The organism is Enterococcus pingfangensis, from assembly GCF_005405205.1.
Lineage (GTDB): Bacteria > Bacillota > Bacilli > Lactobacillales > Enterococcaceae > Enterococcus_A > Enterococcus_A pingfangensis.
In genome coordinates this window covers 62,320-78,766 of sequence record NZ_BJDP01000010.1, presented here as the reverse complement: position 1 = coordinate 78,766, position 16,447 = coordinate 62,320, and the positions used below count along the sequence as shown (strand labels likewise).

Below are 16,447 nucleotides of genomic sequence, written 5' to 3'. Positions count from 1 at the left end.
GAAAAGCTAAACACTCGAATAATATTAAGCTTGCTTGATTAATATTAAGCGACTATCTCTTTTCCTGTATCCCAACAGATATAGGGAATCTTCCTTCCCGCCGTTCTTGCCTTGGTTGACAATCACTACAGCAGAATCGGAGAGGTTCCCTATTCCTATATCAAAATTAGTTTAGTGCATCAAGGTCAATATCTTTGAAATTCATTTAGTCAACGAACTCTTTCTTTTCTTTGAAACCATGCAACACCCAGCACACCAAGTAGAATCATCAAACTAGCACTGATTAATGTGGTCAAACGCTGGTCACTACCCGTATCAGGAAAATCCGGATTGATTTGTGTCGTGTCGATTAAGACGTAGGTGTCAGGGACAGCACTTTTGTAAGCTGAAAGAAATTCTGTTCCCATAGGTGCAGTTGTTGTTCCATCTGCTACATTGCGCCATTTGAGAGTTGTTGTAGTATTAGGTAAATTTAGTTTACTGGTTGTAGTTGTTACTTCATTAACTGTACCTATATTAGTTTTCTCGGTTAATTGTGCTGTTGCAAAGTCCTTACTAAATGTGATTTCACGTAAGGCAGTGGTACCACTTAACATATTCTGCATAGTTGTTACTTTGCTTGTATCTGCTGCGCTAAAGTCAAGTTTTTCCAAGGATTTAGCCCCTTTAAACATCCACTCCATATTAGTAACATTGCTTGTGTTCCATTTACTTGTATCAAGCTCAGTTAATGAACCAGCATTTTGAAACATTGTGCTTATGTTCGTCACATTACTAGTGGTCCAATTGGAAGTATTAAGACTCTTCAGTGCCCCAGCATCACTAAACATATACCCCATATCAGTAACACTACTTGTGTTCCACCCTGACTCTGACGTATCAATAGTTTCTAAAGCTGCAGCTCCATTGAACATACTTCTCATTGTGGTTACATTACTAGTGTCCCAGCTAGTTTTACCTGCACTAGTAAGACCAGTTGTATCTATACTGGTGAGTGCCGCAGCACCTCTAAACATGTTGCTCATATTTTTAACATTAATTGTATCCCAACCAGATAAGTCTAATGTCTGCAATTTTATTGCACTGAAAAACATTTCTTGTAACGTTGTTGCTTTTTCCATACTCCATGTTTCAGTTCCCTTAATTTCAGTCAATCCCCGCGCACGGTAAAACATGGCATAAGGATCTACCACACTATTCATTCCCCAATTTGTTGCATCTAAGGACGCAACAGACGTATTGGAAAACATGGTTCGTGCGTATATTACCTTTGAGAGATTCCAATCAGCTGTCCCTGTCATCTCCTTCAATGCATAAGTACTTTGAAACATTCCGTTTGTATTTTCCACATTTGAAAAATCAAATTTCTCTAACCCAGTGAAACTGTCCACTTGGTCTAGTGTGCTAAATAAGTATTGTGACCCTTTATTTAGTACTACGTTCCCATCAACGCTGATTTTGGTGAATAAATCTTTATATTGATACCAGGGAGAGACACTTCCTGCGCGATAATCATCAGGATAGTCTGGCGGCAGCACCGAATCTGGATTATTGAAATAACCAGTTTCTGTGTGCACCCAGTTTGTCGTTCCTGAACCAAGATGCAACACGCTTTCCGTATCAATATACCATTTCACACCAACATTAACGTCATTACCAAAAATCCCTTTTGCTAAAACCTCGGTCTTATTTTCATCGGCTGTTGGGTCACCAACAATCCGATCCACCCATGGATTTTTCCTATAAACATATAAGTCTAACCCGGCATCCCCATAAGTTCCTGTATTGTTCGTGAGATTAGAATCTGCTTGAGCTGTCCAAAAACCAATATCCGTTGTTTTTTCATACTCCACATCAACTGATGTCAGACTTCCGCCTACACCAAAATTGTAATCGGCAGGTTTAAAAGTTTCACTCAATCGATAAGGCGTTGTGCCAACTTTTATTTCTTCAGGAAATAGTTTGGCTTCTGAATTGGTTTCTGAAGTAGCATTAGCAGTAAGATAGTCGGTTAACAACGTATTCTCACCTGCATAAATCAGCTTAGAAGTAGCAATTTCTGTACCGTTTGATACGTAATTGAATTTGATGGTTGCTTGTGCTTCATATTCGACAGTGATTTCAGTCGTAGATCCTTTCTCTCCAAAATCGACTCCATCTGGGGTACTCTTCAATTTATAGGTAATTGGTTCTACTGTAAATTGTTTTGGAAAAAGTTCCTCATTTGGATTATTCGTAACATAATCTGACCAAGAGGTACCAGGGTCGGCATAGATTTTTTTGACAGCGCCAACTGTTGTATCACCCGATTTATAATTAATCTGTATTGCTGCTGATGCCTCTGTATTTACTCCAATCGGATCCATTTGCAATTCTGATGGTTTTGGATCAATACCTGATACAACCCCATCCGGTCCTTCAATTGTTGAAATTACTTTATAAATATTTTTTGCATTTGATGGGTCTACAACCTTTACCGTAGACATAAATTGGGCAGAAAATAAAGGTGGAGTATTTAGATTATCCGCTGCAACCATAGTTTCTTGGTAAGTAGTTAAATTAAAACCGTCAGCGGCTTTCAATTCTTGATTACTCATCATTCCTCGCCACAAATAATCAGGATAGGTCAAATCATCATAGCTTATGTGGTCTCCTTCTTCGCTATAATTACCCATATTAACTAGGGAAATAAAGGAACCATCCGTTTGTTTCGAATACCCCGTCTCACCAACTTTGAGAGCTGCCTTCATATCTTTCAAAGATGTCCCAGGAGCAAAAACCTTAGGCGTAATCGTTACCAGAACGATTGAATTACCAGACCCTTTTATCATCGCATTCTTTCCGTCATTCGTGATCCCAGTAATAGTTCCTACATTTGTTCTAGCATAGAGACTACTTCCCGCAATAGTCAGAATCTCCTGACCGGCAGGATAGGTGTTGACCATGAAGATATTTTGTTTCATATCCGCCAACTTGCTCATAGTGGTTTCCTTTGTCGAATCCTCATAATTACCTGGAGTATCATCATTTACCAGCTCGACGTAGTTCAAAAAGTCGGCAGCATCGGTATATCCTCCACCAAAGAATAAGTCATTTCGACGTTCCCCATAATTAACGGGGAAAAGCTTAAAACTTAGATCAAGCGCATCGCCACCATCCTCACCTTTTTGTATCGTCAGGATTTCACCCTTCCCATCTCCCCAACTGGCACTAGCATCAATGGCTGTAAAATCCAAAGATGAGCCTAGAAAGGATGTCGAGACCGACGTGCTTTCAGTTAATTCGACAGTTGGTAGTGATCCGGTAAAGTTGGATGCAAAAATATTTTTCAACTCGATTGTTTTTTCGGAACCATTGTCAGCTTGTGTAACTGTAATTTTGTTTCCTTCAAGTGTTCCAATACCAGGAATGACTGTTTTTACAAAACTTGGTTGTAGCGCAATAGTCCCATAAGCACCTGTATAAGTTAAATCAGGAATCGTTATTACGTCTCCAACTGCCCATGTAGCAGTTCGACCTGCAGTGGTACTTTTTAATGAAATGGTAAAACTTGTCGGAAAAACTTTTGTCCCGGTAGTTGTCGCTGCACCTGATTCTTGAGACCAGGTAACCACAATCGGCGAAGCTAAATCAGGCTCTGTAAATTCACTCAAACTTTTAATTGAATGAAGTTCCGCTTGTTTCGCCGTGATTTCTGCTTTGTACCCGTCAGGCACGAGCGGAGTAATCGCGGTTTTGATTGCTTCGACTTGCTTGCTTAGTTGCGCAGACAAATCGATCTTAATTGCATTGTCAGCAACGGTCACGGTCGTCCCGGCGGTATCGCCGAATTGCGCGATCGCTTTGAGCAAATCAGAGCGGACTTTGGCTGGATCCGTTTCTTCAGCAGGTTCAGTTGACGATTCACTCGTCGTTTTAGCTTCAGCTGGAGCAGAACTTGCTGCCGGTTCACTTGCCGTCGTCGGTTTGGTTTGTTCGGTAGATGTTTTCTCCGTTGTTTGACTTGTTTGTGTCGTTGTTTCAGCGGCAACTTGATACACCGGCGCAACTGCTGATGTAATCATTTGAACGCTTAAGATACCGACCGCAAACAAGTGCATCAAACGGTATTTCGTTTTTTTCGTGGAACCCTCCGACTGCGGTGCATGCTTGGAGAAAAAATGGTTTAAAGCTCGTTTATTCATATTTCTTCTCCTCCCAACGTTTACGCACCAAAACGGTCCCTCCAATGATGCTGCTCAATAAAATAGTGGTGCCGAACAATGTTTTCGTCAAAGAAACCTGCCACACTTCACCGCTTGTTTGCATGATCGTGGAAGAGCCGCTTTGACTAGGTGTTGCATTCGCTGCATTTGTTGCATTACCGGATGTGATTTTGACAGGATCATCTGTGTCCGTTTCTACTAGTCCCGATTTTGGTTCATAAGTAAAATCATCGGTCACTTTTCCTGTTGCGTCAGTATACGGCAATTTAAAAACGATCGGATCGGCAGGTTTTTCGACCCCGTCACCGCTTTGTTCTGCCAATAGATAATAGCCTTCTGCTAATGCTTCTGTGTCTCCATAGATTGCACGACCATCCGTATCGGTGATCAGTTCAACAGAAAGAGCTAAATCATTAGAAGGCAGCACGTAAGTAGCCGAATCAGTCGGCACAATTTTTTCACCATTGATCGGCAAAACGCGCGTCAAACGATAACGAGTACCTGCTAAAGGTGTTGTTGTTTGCGTCACTGTGGAAGAACTTGCAGTCTCGCGCTTCACGACGGTAACCGAAGGACTATTCATTACATCAGAAGCGTAGACCGTTTGACCTAGTGCAAGTCCAGCAAGGCTGATAATCAGCACACTAAACAATCGTATGTTCTTCATGCAAAATCCTCCTTCCTAAGAAAAGAGGTACCTCGTTACCGAGGTACACTTTCCTTGCCGTGACGTTTAGCTATTTGCTTGTTCTTTACGACGGTAGTGAATAACTGCGACTCCACCGGCAACGATCAATGTGCTTGCTGTGATTAATAGAATCAAACGAGCGTCATCCCCGGTTGCAGGTAAGTTAGGGATAAGTTTGTTATCCACGTTTATAACAGTGGCTTCGTAAGCGATATCTTGAATATTATCATCTGTTTTAGTAACATCAGTATCTTGATCCGTATTAGCAATTACTTTATGAATTTTCCCATCTATGTCAAATCCTATTGGAGCTGAAGTTTCTACCAAGTAGTACTCTTGTGTTTTATTAGTTTCATCAACCACTAAACCGATAAATTCCACAGTACCATTTTCATCTGTTTCTTCTTCGAGAACTTTTCCCTCACTGTCTGTTACCCAATTTCCAGCTTTTGCATCTTCTTCAGTGGCAGCCAATTTAAATTTAGCGTGCTGTAATGGTTTATTAGCCTCATCTGTTTTTAATACATCAATATTCCCAAGAACAACAGTTGGAATAGTTGTTCCTGGATTTTCAGGATCTTCGGGTTCTGTTGTATCAGGAGTTTCTAATCCAGTTGGTCCGACGTATAACGTATTGAATGTATTGATTATTTCAGCTGTTGAATCATTGACTGGATTAACAATCGTTTTCAAGCTCACGACAAATGTCTTCTCACCTTCGATTTTCCCTACTTTTATAATTCCCTCTTTTGTTAGTGAAAATGTGTGAAGCTCATGGTCCTTGTCAGCTCCTGGCTTTGGCTGTTCATAAACATAATCCGCTGGATAGTCTAGCTCTACATTATTACCATCAGATTTTTCAATTCTTGCACTAAAAGGATATGTTTCTGGTTTGTTTTCTTCAACCTTTGAAAGATCAAAATTCAAATATTTTATATTCAAATTATCGGTAATAGATAATTCTTTTGCTACACTTTCAGTAGTGCCTGCAGTTGTATCTGCCGCCGTATAAATGTCTCCCGGTACTTTAACCGATAAATTCCAAGTAACCGTTTGACCGGGCTTAACAGATTGGACCGTGTTACTAGCAGTAGTATCTTTTTCAAATGTTTTCACAGGATTCAAAAGTACATCTTCTACATCGTTCTTAGGATAAACATTCACGTCATAATTTACTGTTTCCTCACCAGTTACGCCATCTTTCAAAGTGGTTGGCACTTGAACGACAAATGGATCAATTAATTTTGGTTTGCCCGTTGCTTCATCAATCACTGCTGACGGGTTGGATACTTCGGTAACAAGGTAGACGCCATCTTTTGCATTTCCTTTGCCAAGATCAAAGTATGCTAACCCGTTGGTACCCGTCACTAGAGATTCTACTATGCCTTCTACTGGCTCGAAAGTACTAGTATCACTTGCGCTAATTTGTGAAGAAGTCAACCCAGTAGCAGGTACTACTTTTTGAATTTTAAAGGTAACGCCAGATAATGGTTTGTGAGCGTCCGCAAAACCAGCAGCTCCGGTAACCTTAGCTCCCTCTTCAGCAGATCCAGTTTCATTTTTGACTTCACCTTCCGTATTACTATCTATATTTATGAATAGAAATACTCCGCTGTGACGTATTATCAATCTCAGTTCCTGCTGCATACACCACTTGTCCGTTATCTGAGCCAACTGTCACAAGTGCAGCTGCGCTCATCGTTCCCAACAACATTCCGCAAACCAATAAGCTACTCAATAATTTGCGGGATTTCTTAACCGTATTACTTTTCATTTCTTTTTCCTCCTCTAGGTTGAGTGTATTTCTGAATAGAGTCGAAGATTTCTTCTTCTCTAGGTTCAGCGATTAGTCTTTGCGAACGAACGACATTCCTTGGATGGCTAAAACAAGCAAGTTGACCAACAGTACTCCGACCAGCCAAATCGTTGGTCGTTTCTGTTGAATGCTGAGGGCTAGTTGATTGCTCATCCAATTTTCTGATTGTTGTTTGCGTTCGCTCTTTGTTGCTTGTGCATTTTTTTCGTTGATGCCTAGAGCACGCTGCTCTTTTGCAGTCAATGTTGAAAAAAGTTGCGTTTTTTGTAAAGCACCTTGGACGACCCGTCGATAGGGTGTGCCGATACCGCCCTCACAGCGCAGCAAGGTTACTTGCGCGGGTCCGTCTTTTGGTTGATCTAAGACCTCTGTTTGGTTTTCGTGGATCGTCCGATTGACGGTGACCCGATAGATCCAAACGGTCGTAAAATCCGTTAAATAAATTTTTGTTCCGGTCGTCACATTTTTTATTCGATGCAATAAGACATCCGCATCTGAAAAATTATGACTAGCTAAGACGACATTTCCTTCACCTAATGGACGTTCGGGAAAATACATCGCCGCACCGGTAGATAAATTAAGTTCCGTCACTTGATTTAACACTGGCAAATCAAGGTCAACTGACGGGATTGCGAGACGACCGACCCCGGCTTGCGCCATTGTTTCGGCTCGCTTCAAGCGGGCCGTCACTAAGACTTGCATGTCTGCGTCTTGGATCTTCTCACGTTCTTTATCGGTTTGTGAAACAGCCTTCGCTTTATTTTTTGCGGCTTGCGCTTGGCCTTCTGTCAAAGTGACCGAGGTGTCCGGCGGCGTCAATAATTTATGATAGCCGTCGTAGACCCAAAGCGTTGTCGCAAAAAAAAGTAAGGTCGGAATGAGAAAATATTTGAAGATTCGTTTAATCATCCGCTTTCACATCGCTTGCTTCATTCGCATCTTCACTGTCTGCCAACTCCTCGTCTTCCGGCTGCTTCTCCTTGCGTCGATCGCGGAAGTAGCGATAAATCAGCCACAACAGCAAGAGCAATAAGAAAATCAACAGCGTTGCAATCCAGATTGTGTCTAACGACCAAACCGTTCGATGAACTGTTTTGACTTCTTTCGCAGCCTTCAAAGGAATTCGTTTGCCATAAACAACTAAGCGGTGACTGTTGATAAACAACGGTGTACACGTCATCAGCGCGGCGAGATCTTTGTCTTGCTGGACATAAAAGGCCTTCACAGCGTTTTCATCTTTTGGATCAACGACTTTTTTGTCATAGACTTTATAAGCCGTTTCTTTGCCAAAAGTATTCAGATAGAAGACATCCCCGTTTTTCAAGTAGCGGATATTATCAAATAAAATCTGATTCGCTAATCCAGAGTGTCCGGTAACGCCGCTGAGTGTGTTCTTGCCGCCAATCGGCAAGGTCGTAAAAGGCAACGTCCCAATTCCATGATTCAATACCCAGTCAGAATCGCCAAAGTGGATCACCATGTTGATCAAGTGGATACTGGGGATGTTGACAAAGCCGATTGGTGTTTTCAAATCACTTTGAATATCCGTAATCTTGACTTCTTCTGCCGCTTCACCTTTTTGCTGCTGATAGATCATCTTATTATATTTTTTGATCAATTCGATCGTCGCGTTGCCTTTTTCAGGAACTTTTTGTTCATAATCGGCAACCATATCCTTGCGCTTAGCAAGATCAATCATATCGAAAAAAATCGGTGCTAATAATAATAAGACGCCCAGAAGGATGACACTGCTGAAAAAAGTGTAGATGATGCGTTTTTTCCGCTTCTTTTTATCAACTTTCTTCTTTGTCACAGATCGTTCATCCCCTCCGTTTCTCTATCACTATTTTTTGAATATGAGCAGTTATTTTTCTGCGGACACTTTCTTCTATTAAGAGTCCCCATCTAGCCAACCTCAATTATGTCGATTTTTTTGCTAGGTTTGCCACTCAGTTTTGCGACCATTTTTATTGGTAAAGTTGTGTTCTTCGTCGCAATCGAAGCGCTTTCTCAAAAAATAGAGTTTAGTATAATTATAAACTTGGTCTAAGTATAAACCATTTTGTAACCCCTTTAGTTTCAAATTTCACTCAAAAAAATACCTAATCTGAAACTGGAAATGGTCGGGATTAAAATTGCGTTATTTTCGGCAAAATTTAGTAAAAAAATCCGAAAAAACAGTGATTAATCAAGGATGTTCGACAATCAAGCGATAATCAGAAAAAGGATAAAAATGCTCGTCATCAGAAAAATATTCTGATTTGTAATTGTGTTCAAGCTCCTGCAGCATTTGCTCTTCTGATCGAAAACCATCATTATAAATCATCAGCAGTAAATAATAATACAAACGCATATCGATATCGAGCAACTGATGGATCTGGTTCAAAAAATTTTCGCTGTCTGCCGTTTTGATGATTCGTTCTGCTTGATCCGCTAATTTTTTATACGCCAAAATGAAGTTGTCGTTTATTTTGGCATCAAAACAGCCAAATGGCGGTAATTGATGTTTTTTTGACAGATTCGACAAGTAGTTTGCACAGTTAAGATCCCACAAATACATTTTTCTCACCTCTTTTGACTAGCATAGCAGAAAAGAAAAGCTCCTTTGTCTCAAAAAATGAGTTATTATCTACTTGTTATGAAACAGCTTTCACATTTCTTGATAACGCTCCCGTGTTCAATTCCACAAATCATCCAATAAAAATAAACTCGCTTCGTTTAAAAGAGTTATTTTTTGCACAAATAAATTTTATCTGCCGTTGATTTCTAACTTTTGGATCCAGGAATATTTTTGCTAAATGCACCTCATTCTTTTAAAGAGTTTTCTCGCTAAAAGGCAACATTTATCCTACTGAGCTGGGCAAGTTGCAATCATGATTCCAAAATTCTAGCCAAAGTTTCAGTAAAAAATTGTCTTTTTTGCCAAGTTAAATATTTTAGGCACTTATTATTAAAAAAAATAAGGATTTCGTTTTAAATTATTGTTTTTTTGAGTTAAAATAATTATAATTACCTCTCTTATACTAAAAAGAAATAACTCATTGAAACTATTGACTGGGGGCTCTGCTGTGTACAGAGGAAAAATTTTAGATTCGTGGGATGAAAAACAATATAACCTGCTCACTTTTTTGCATAAGAATAATTTTTCAGCGACAAAAGAGGAATGTCTGCACACGCTTAATTTGAATGTGTCGGTCTTGAATAACCTGATTGTTTCTCTAGAGTCTTTAGCTTCAGAATCTGGTCTGTTTTCTATTAGCAAACAAGGCCGAATCTTAACGATTAGTATCCCATTTGATAAAAATTTAGATGATATTTTTCATTATTTATTGCTTTCTTCCATTAAATACCAGATCATTTCAGAGTTATTCCATAAAGAAACGCTCCATATCCCAAATATCGAACAAAAATTAGGCATCAGCTACTCCACTTTTTATCGAAAATTGGTTGAAATAAATGTGATTTTGGCTGAATTTGACATAAAAATTGAAAATAAAAAATTGATCGGTTCCGAGCTTCAAATTCGGCATTTTTTCGTGGAATTTTATACGATGACGCGGACATGGAAATCTACCTCGGAGCAATTCTCGGATAAAGTCGTCTTTGATGAGATCATCAAGCTAAACAACCAGTTCCAGCTAGAATTATCGGATATCGCAATTGGCAGAATCGTCGCCTACTTGATGATCGTAAAATTCAGATATCTGCAAAAAAAGGTCGTTCCTGTCAGCTGTATTTCTGATTGGTTCTTTGATGACGCTTCGTTTAATCGATTTGTTGATTCTTTGGTTAAAAGTCCGCTGTACGAACCTGGCAAACTTTTTATGAAGAAGTTTTTCTCCGCTTACGGGATCGTTCCAAAAGGGGATGAACCTTTAGCGCTGATCTTATTTTTGATGGGAAAACATATTCTGTCGGATGATTCGATTTTGTATAAAGACCTCATCGCGGTTGAAGCAGAGGCTGATTTGATGACTTACGCGATGAAAAATAAGCTTTTGGACTGCTTTAATGACCATCAGATTATCTCTTCCAATCAGCAGGATGAATTGACCTATTTGCTCACGCAAGTTACTTGGCATCATTGTTTCTTTAAAGGGTGGATCGTGACGGAAGATTCACAGATCACTCCTGAACAATTTGAAAAAGTTGCGGCTTTATTTGACACAGATGATTTTATCGCCGATTTTTTTGCGGATCATTTCCCTGATGTCACCCATAAGATTGATGTCTTGGATTATTACAAGAGTGATCTCTATCAATTGATCCTGTATTTTCTAAAAGGGAATTTTCCAGGGTTGTCTATCGGTGTGCATATCGAAGGTGATCTGTTGATGAAAAGGATCTTGACACCAATGATTATCAAACGGTTGAATTGTTTAGACTTTATTACGGCTTCTACGTTGAAAAAAGGTGTTGCTTATGATCTGGTCGTTAGCAACGTGAACTTTCCAGCGATTGAAAATCAAGGCAAGCATTTCTATTTGATCAATCATGAATTTTACAGCAGTGATTTCCAACATATTGAGGAATTCATTTCGATGATCGTCAATGCGGCAACTTTTAGTTACAACCGAGACTTAAAATAAATTTCTGCCGTTTAGTAAAACAGTTTTCTACTATATAAATAGCCTTAGTCAGCTGTGATTTTGACTAAGGCTATTTTTTATGATTGTTTACAAAAAACTACCGATCACATTTTGCTTGATCGGTAGTTTTATTGATTTATTTTACGTGCAAATAATTATGCGCCTTCGACTAGATCGCGCCGCTTGTATCCTAAGTAACCGATAAACAAGAAGACGATACTGATCACAGTGATCACTGCAAAGACCGTGCCGTCAAATTCTTCCATTGGCAACCGTGGGCTCCAGCTTTGGATTGCTGTTTTTGAGAACCAATCCGGCAAGTCAAGAATCCCGCCGAAATAATTCAGCGCAAATGAATAACCAAGATACGCATAGATCACTTTTCCAAATTTTGGCAACCAGCCTAATGCTAACGCCGCCAAACCAATATAGAACAATACTGACGGTAAGAAGTTATAGCCGGCAGCTAAGAAATCAAGTAGATCCATCGTGGATTTATTTTTCATTGCGGAAATCGCGGTGCCGCCTAACCCAGCTGACGCCAACCCGATCCCAACGATCCCAGCTAAGATAGCTAAAATGATCGTCGTCCAATACAACTGTCCGCGGGTGACTTTTGTCGCATACAGTTGACTCATATGCAGGCGTGTTTCTTCTGCGAATAATTTATTGACCACAGCGATCGGCAAAATCGTTACTAAGCCGATCATCACCATCATGATCGTTCCGGTAAAGGATTCTTCAATCGATGTGCCTGATTGAGTAAACATTTGTTTCATCAATTCATTTCCGCCAAGAAAAACTTGCATGTCGCCATAAATCGAACCATACGCCGCACCCATCACGACAAAGGCAATCAGCCAGCCGATCATTACACCTTTATTGATTTTGAAAAACAAACCAGGTACCGACAGCAATGATTTTTTAGCGGTTGCTCTGCCTTCACGTTCGGGAAGATAGCCTGCCCCCATATCGCGATGACCTTCCAACATGAATGCGATCACCGTCAGAACTAAACTAAAAATCACAGCGAACAACAGCGGTAGCCAATTATTATCCGTAAATGGATAGGTCAAGTAGACCCACCCCATTGGATTGAACATCGACAGATCGACATTTGACACGTCGGTTCCCGCCCGAAGGATATACAACAATCCGACAAGACTTAATGTCGCACCAGTCGAACCGGTCGAAGTCGTCATGATCTGCGACATCACCAGCGCCAATACACCGCCGATGATTCCTGCCAGCGCGATCGAAGCGCCGAATAAAAATGCTCCTTCAGCATTGATCGTTTTTACACCAAAGCTGGTCATGATTCCACCAATAGACAGACCAAGCAAAAGATTGATCAGCAATACTTCATTGATTACCGCAAATGAATTTGCTTGACGTCCAACGCGAAATGAGCGAACCAATTCGGTCAAACCTAATTCTTCTTCTTTTCGTGTATGACCGACTACGTGCAATGCTGAAACGATCATCGCAAACAACCCGCAAAACAGCAACATTTCTTGTGCATACATCGCACCCAATGTGTAATCAGCACCCACTTTGATCGGTGTAGGTCCGACCATCGAGATCATTGCGGGATTTTTCATTGTTTCAAACATCCCCAGCAGACCTTGGCCTTTACCGATCTCTTCAAAGGCTGGAACATACGCTCCTGAAAACAACCCTAACCCTAAAATCCAAACAATTATTTTTTTCCAATCACGTTTCACGTATTGTGCGAACAACACGTTCCAACGGGCAAATTTTTCATTCATTTTCTTTTCCTCCGTTCCGACAATCAGCCTTCATAGTGACGCATGAATAAATCTTCAAGCGTTGGCGGTACAGATTCGATTTTTGTAACACCCAATTTGGTTGCTTCGATCAAGATATTGTTCATGGCTTCATTGTCAGCAGAAAATGTTGCTTTGCCGTCTTTTTGAACAAAGTCATGGACTCCGGCAACTGTCGCAAGTTTTTCAACTTCGCCTTTTGTCACCAACGTAACGGTTGAACGCGTCAAGTGACGCAATTCATCTAATGTTCCTGTTTCAACGACTTCTCCGCGGCGAATGATCGCGACTTTGTCAGCCAAACGTTCGACCTCACTCAAAATATGTGAAGACAATAGAATCGCTTTGCCGGCGTTCTTGATTTTTTCGACTTCTTCTTGGAAAACGGCTTCCATCAACGGGTCCAACCCTGAAGTTGGTTCGTCTAAAATATACAGATCAGAGTCAACTGAAAGTGCAGCGATCAAACCAACTTTTTGCCGATTTCCTTTAGAGTATCCTTTGGCTTTTTTCTTCGGATCCAATTCAAACCGTTTGATCAAATAATCGCGTTTCGTTTTGCTTCCGCCGCCGTGAAGTTTGATAAATAAATCGATGATCTCACCACCGGTCAAGCTTCCCCAAAGTGCGACGTCGCCAGGCACGTAGGAAATTCGTTTATGGATCTCAAGACTGTCTTTCCAAACATCCTTCCCGAATATTTGAACATCGCCTGCATCTCGATTGATGATCCCTAGCAATGTCCGGATCGTCGTTGATTTTCCCGCGCCATTCGGTCCGATAAAACCAACAACTTCACCAGCGTTCACTGTAAATGAAACATCTTTCAACGCTTGAAATTTCCCAAATTTTTTCTGCAGCCCTTGTACTTTCACAATTTCTGTCATGATAGGTAACTCCCTTTTCTTTCGACATATATTTATAACGAGCTTTCCAGTCCAAAACTAACGGTCTTTTATTATGAACTTACTATTATAAAATAGTTCATAATATCCCTGTTTACCCTTCGTTTCAAACCAAAGTTCTTTTACAGCTCCAATAATATTCCTTTTTATTTTTACAGTCAACAAAAATATTTATATTTTTGAACTACCTATGTTGTTGTAAGTTCGTATCCTTTCCTATATAATATGTACGACGATAGTTTTGAACTATAATTTATTAAAAGTTCTTTTTATAGAAAGCAGGTAGTTTTAATGGATGGTTTTGAACGCAGAACCGAAGAGAAAAAGAAACGAGTGTTGCAGGCAGCTTTTGACTTGATAAACAGCGATACAGGAGTTGAAAATCTGACGATCGATGAAGTCGCAAAAAAGGCGAATGTTGGAAAAACCTCTATTTTTAAATATTTTGGCAGCAAAGAAAATTTGATCCACGAAGTATTTATTCGTTCAATGGAAGAAATGGGCGACAACGCCAAAAAAGTCATGGCAAAAAACGCGCCATTTGAAGAAACGCTGATCGCCATGAGTCAGGTCAAAATCGAATACCTCGATAAAATCAATAAACAATTTTATCTGGATCTAATGAAGTATTACACTAAAAAAGAAGACTCCGGCTTCACCCGCATGATGGAAGACTATACGAAACAAAGTTTTGGGATCATGCTGGATCTGTTCCACCGCGGCCGTAAAGAAGGCAAAGTCGATTTGAAATATTCAGATGAATTTTTGATGCTGTATTTTCAAGCAATCATTGAAGGGATCTCGAATCCGCTAATCTATGAAAAAATCATGCCGTACACAGCCGAATGGACGGAAATGTTGGTAAAAGGCATCGCGCCAAAAAAATAATTTTATCGAGGAATCACCATTCCAGATTTGAAAGGAGGCCATTATGACTAAAGACAGAATCGGCATTATTACTGAGACGCCCGCAACAGGAAAAAGCACGGTCTCCATGGATCGCTGCGGCAGCTGATTTTGACGTTCATTATATTGTTTTAAGAGCGTCAAAAGAAGAAACGCTCGCCCGCGCAAGGCAACCTGAAAAATTGACCGTGCAGGAAAAGACTGAATTGATCAAAGTGCTGTGGAAATAATTCAATCAGTTAGGCGCCTTCGAATCCCACGTGATCGATACGACCACGTAATCGGTCGAGCAAAGTGTCGCAAAAATCAAAAACTGTCTCCAAGAATGTTCGCTGCTGCTTTCAGCAAATGAAACAAAATAAACGGAAGCCTTACGCCTTTTTTCATACAATAGATTCTTCCACTTTTGCGAGAACAATTATTCGTCTTAAATTGAATTTCGTAGTAGAATATACTTACTTATTGGAAGCAAACCTTCCGATAATCATTTACATAAAGGAGGGCATCTATTATGAAAAATATTGGTTTTTTGAGTTTTGGTCATTGGATGGATCAAGGATCACTTGTTAAGACAGCAGAAGATTCTTATTTACAATCCATTGAATTAGCAGTTGAAGCAGAAAAAATTGGGATCGACGGCGCATACTATCGCGTGCATCACTTTGCGAATCAAATCGGTTCACCTTTCCCATTACTTTCAGCGATCGGCGCTAAAACTAGCAAAATCGAAATCGGAACTGGTTTGATCGACATGCGTTACGAAAATCCGTATATGATGGCGGAAAATGCTGGACTGACAGACATCATCACCCAAGGAAGAGTACAGTTGGGCGTGGGTCGTGGTTCACCTGAACAAGTTCTTGATGGCTGGAAATATTTTGGTTATGACTACAGTGAAGAAGAAATCAAAGATGTGACCCGTGAACGGACATTGGAGTTTCTAAAATTAATCGAAGGCGGTTATTTCGCTGATCCAAATCCACAACCAATGTTTCCGCAAGGTCCTGGCAAATTACGGCTAGAACCTTATGCAGAAGGTTTACGCCAACGGATCTGGTGGGGTGCCGGTTCGCAACAAACAGCGATTTGGGCTGCGCAACATGGCATGAATTTACAATCATCTACTTTGGTAAACTACGAAACCAACGAACTTTTCCATGTTCAACAAGCAAAACAATTGCGTGCTTATAAAGAAGCTTGGAAAGAAGCCGGACATGATTTTGAGCCACGGACATTAGTAACCCGTTCGATCCAACCGATCACTACTGATTTGGATCGCCAACTATTCGGCAACCAAGGCGACGATCCAAACTATGATCAAGTCGGCTTCCTTGCTTATCATCAAAATCCAACGATCTTCGGTAAAACATTTGTCGGCGAACCCGATAAAATCGTGAAAGAATTGGCAGAAGATGAAGCAATCAAAGAAGCAGATACCGTATTAGTTACGATTCCTAATACATTAGGCGTGGAATACAATATCCACTTGCTTGAAACATTAGTTAAAGATGTCGCTCCAGACTTAGGCTGGCGCTAAAAATTTGTCTAGCA

12 protein-coding genes are annotated in these 16,447 nt (G+C 40.4%); 3 read left to right on the top strand and 9 right to left on the bottom strand.

What is annotated here, in order from left to right; all coding sequences use genetic code 11:
* Positions 1 to 209: 209 nt before the first annotated feature.
* From FFM63_RS07530 to FFM63_RS07500, 7 genes are all read right to left on the bottom strand, one after another.
* Entirely contained in the window at positions 210 to 4,184 is a 3,975-nt protein-coding gene (locus FFM63_RS07530; protein ID WP_137609696.1) for a BspA family leucine-rich repeat surface protein, read from the bottom strand.
* On the bottom strand, positions 4,177 to 4,872 hold the full coding sequence (locus FFM63_RS07525; RefSeq protein ID WP_137609695.1) for a hypothetical protein: 696 nt from the start codon (positions 4,870 to 4,872) through the stop codon (positions 4,177 to 4,179). Before FFM63_RS07525 ends, FFM63_RS07530 begins: the two co-directional genes overlap by 8 nt.
* A gap of 66 nt (positions 4,873 to 4,938) precedes the next feature.
* The gene (locus FFM63_RS07520; protein WP_137609694.1) at positions 4,939 to 6,522 is read right to left on the bottom strand and encodes a SpaH/EbpB family LPXTG-anchored major pilin; all 1,584 of its coding nucleotides are present in this window, start codon (positions 6,520 to 6,522) and stop codon (positions 4,939 to 4,941) included.
* Complete coding sequence (locus tag FFM63_RS07515) at positions 6,476 to 6,667, bottom strand: hypothetical protein (RefSeq protein ID WP_137609693.1); 192 nt, start codon at positions 6,665 to 6,667, stop codon at positions 6,476 to 6,478. The genes FFM63_RS07520 and FFM63_RS07515 overlap by 47 nt, the downstream gene beginning before the upstream one ends.
* A gap of 72 nt (positions 6,668 to 6,739) precedes the next feature.
* Positions 6,740 to 7,618 (bottom strand): class A sortase, encoded by an 879-nt coding sequence (locus tag FFM63_RS07510; protein WP_137609692.1) that lies wholly within the window; start codon positions 7,616 to 7,618, stop codon positions 6,740 to 6,742.
* The gene (locus FFM63_RS07505; RefSeq protein WP_137609691.1) at positions 7,611 to 8,522 is read right to left on the bottom strand and encodes a class C sortase; all 912 of its coding nucleotides are present in this window, start codon (positions 8,520 to 8,522) and stop codon (positions 7,611 to 7,613) included. Before FFM63_RS07505 ends, FFM63_RS07510 begins: the two co-directional genes overlap by 8 nt.
* Positions 8,523 to 8,897: 375 nt before the next feature.
* Positions 8,898 to 9,269, bottom strand: coding sequence for a DUF7006 family protein (locus tag FFM63_RS07500; protein ID WP_137609690.1), 372 nt, complete (start codon positions 9,267 to 9,269; stop codon positions 8,898 to 8,900).
* 508 nt (positions 9,270 to 9,777) lie between these two features.
* Here FFM63_RS07500 and FFM63_RS07495 point away from each other — a divergent pair.
* Positions 9,778 to 11,298: an AcpB/EbpR/MafR family transcriptional regulator gene (locus FFM63_RS07495; RefSeq protein WP_171000208.1), complete on the top strand. Its 1,521-nt coding sequence runs from the start codon at positions 9,778 to 9,780 to the stop codon at positions 11,296 to 11,298.
* 155 nt (positions 11,299 to 11,453) lie between these two features.
* On the opposite strand, the gene FFM63_RS07490 is transcribed toward FFM63_RS07495, so the two are convergent.
* Both FFM63_RS07490 and FFM63_RS07485 read right to left on the bottom strand, forming a co-directional pair.
* Positions 11,454 to 13,067 carry an ABC transporter permease gene (locus tag FFM63_RS07490; RefSeq protein ID WP_137609688.1) on the bottom strand — a complete coding sequence of 538 codons (1,614 nt, stop codon included), beginning with the start codon at positions 13,065 to 13,067 and terminating at the stop codon, positions 11,454 to 11,456.
* Between the two features lie 23 nt (positions 13,068 to 13,090).
* Positions 13,091 to 13,972: an ABC transporter ATP-binding protein gene (locus FFM63_RS07485; RefSeq protein ID WP_137609687.1), complete on the bottom strand. Its 882-nt coding sequence runs from the start codon at positions 13,970 to 13,972 to the stop codon at positions 13,091 to 13,093.
* Positions 13,973 to 14,281: 309 nt separating this feature from the next.
* Here FFM63_RS07485 and FFM63_RS07480 point away from each other — a divergent pair, with 309 nt between their 5' ends.
* Both FFM63_RS07480 and FFM63_RS07475 read left to right on the top strand, forming a co-directional pair.
* The gene (locus FFM63_RS07480) at positions 14,282 to 14,878 is read left to right on the top strand and encodes a TetR/AcrR family transcriptional regulator (RefSeq protein WP_137609686.1); all 597 of its coding nucleotides are present in this window, start codon (positions 14,282 to 14,284) and stop codon (positions 14,876 to 14,878) included.
* A gap of 529 nt (positions 14,879 to 15,407) precedes the next feature.
* Entirely contained in the window at positions 15,408 to 16,433 is a 1,026-nt protein-coding gene (locus FFM63_RS07475) for an LLM class flavin-dependent oxidoreductase (RefSeq protein WP_137609685.1), read from the top strand.
* The last annotated feature ends 14 nt before the right edge of the window (positions 16,434 to 16,447 follow it).

Excerpts from the sequence above, each read along its gene's own strand:
- FFM63_RS07485 (WP_137609687.1), bottom strand. The coding sequence starts at position 13,972 with ATGACAGAAATTGTGAAAGTACAAGGGCTGCAGAAAAAATTTGGGAAA.
- FFM63_RS07525 (WP_137609695.1), bottom strand. The coding sequence starts at position 4,872 with ATGAAGAACATACGATTGTTTAGTGTGCTGATTATCAGCCTTGCTGGA.
- FFM63_RS07530 (WP_137609696.1), bottom strand. The coding sequence starts at position 4,184 with ATGAATAAACGAGCTTTAAACCATTTTTTCTCCAAGCATGCACCGCAG.
- FFM63_RS07475 (WP_137609685.1), top strand. The coding sequence starts at position 15,408 with ATGAAAAATATTGGTTTTTTGAGTTTTGGTCATTGGATGGATCAAGGA.
- FFM63_RS07515 (WP_137609693.1), bottom strand. The coding sequence starts at position 6,667 with ATGAAAAGTAATACGGTTAAGAAATCCCGCAAATTATTGAGTAGCTTA.
- FFM63_RS07490 (WP_137609688.1), bottom strand. The coding sequence starts at position 13,067 with ATGAATGAAAAATTTGCCCGTTGGAACGTGTTGTTCGCACAATACGTG.
- FFM63_RS07510 (WP_137609692.1), bottom strand. The coding sequence starts at position 7,618 with ATGATTAAACGAATCTTCAAATATTTTCTCATTCCGACCTTACTTTTT.
- FFM63_RS07480 (WP_137609686.1), top strand. The coding sequence starts at position 14,282 with ATGGATGGTTTTGAACGCAGAACCGAAGAGAAAAAGAAACGAGTGTTG.
- FFM63_RS07500 (WP_137609690.1), bottom strand. The coding sequence starts at position 9,269 with ATGTATTTGTGGGATCTTAACTGTGCAAACTACTTGTCGAATCTGTCA.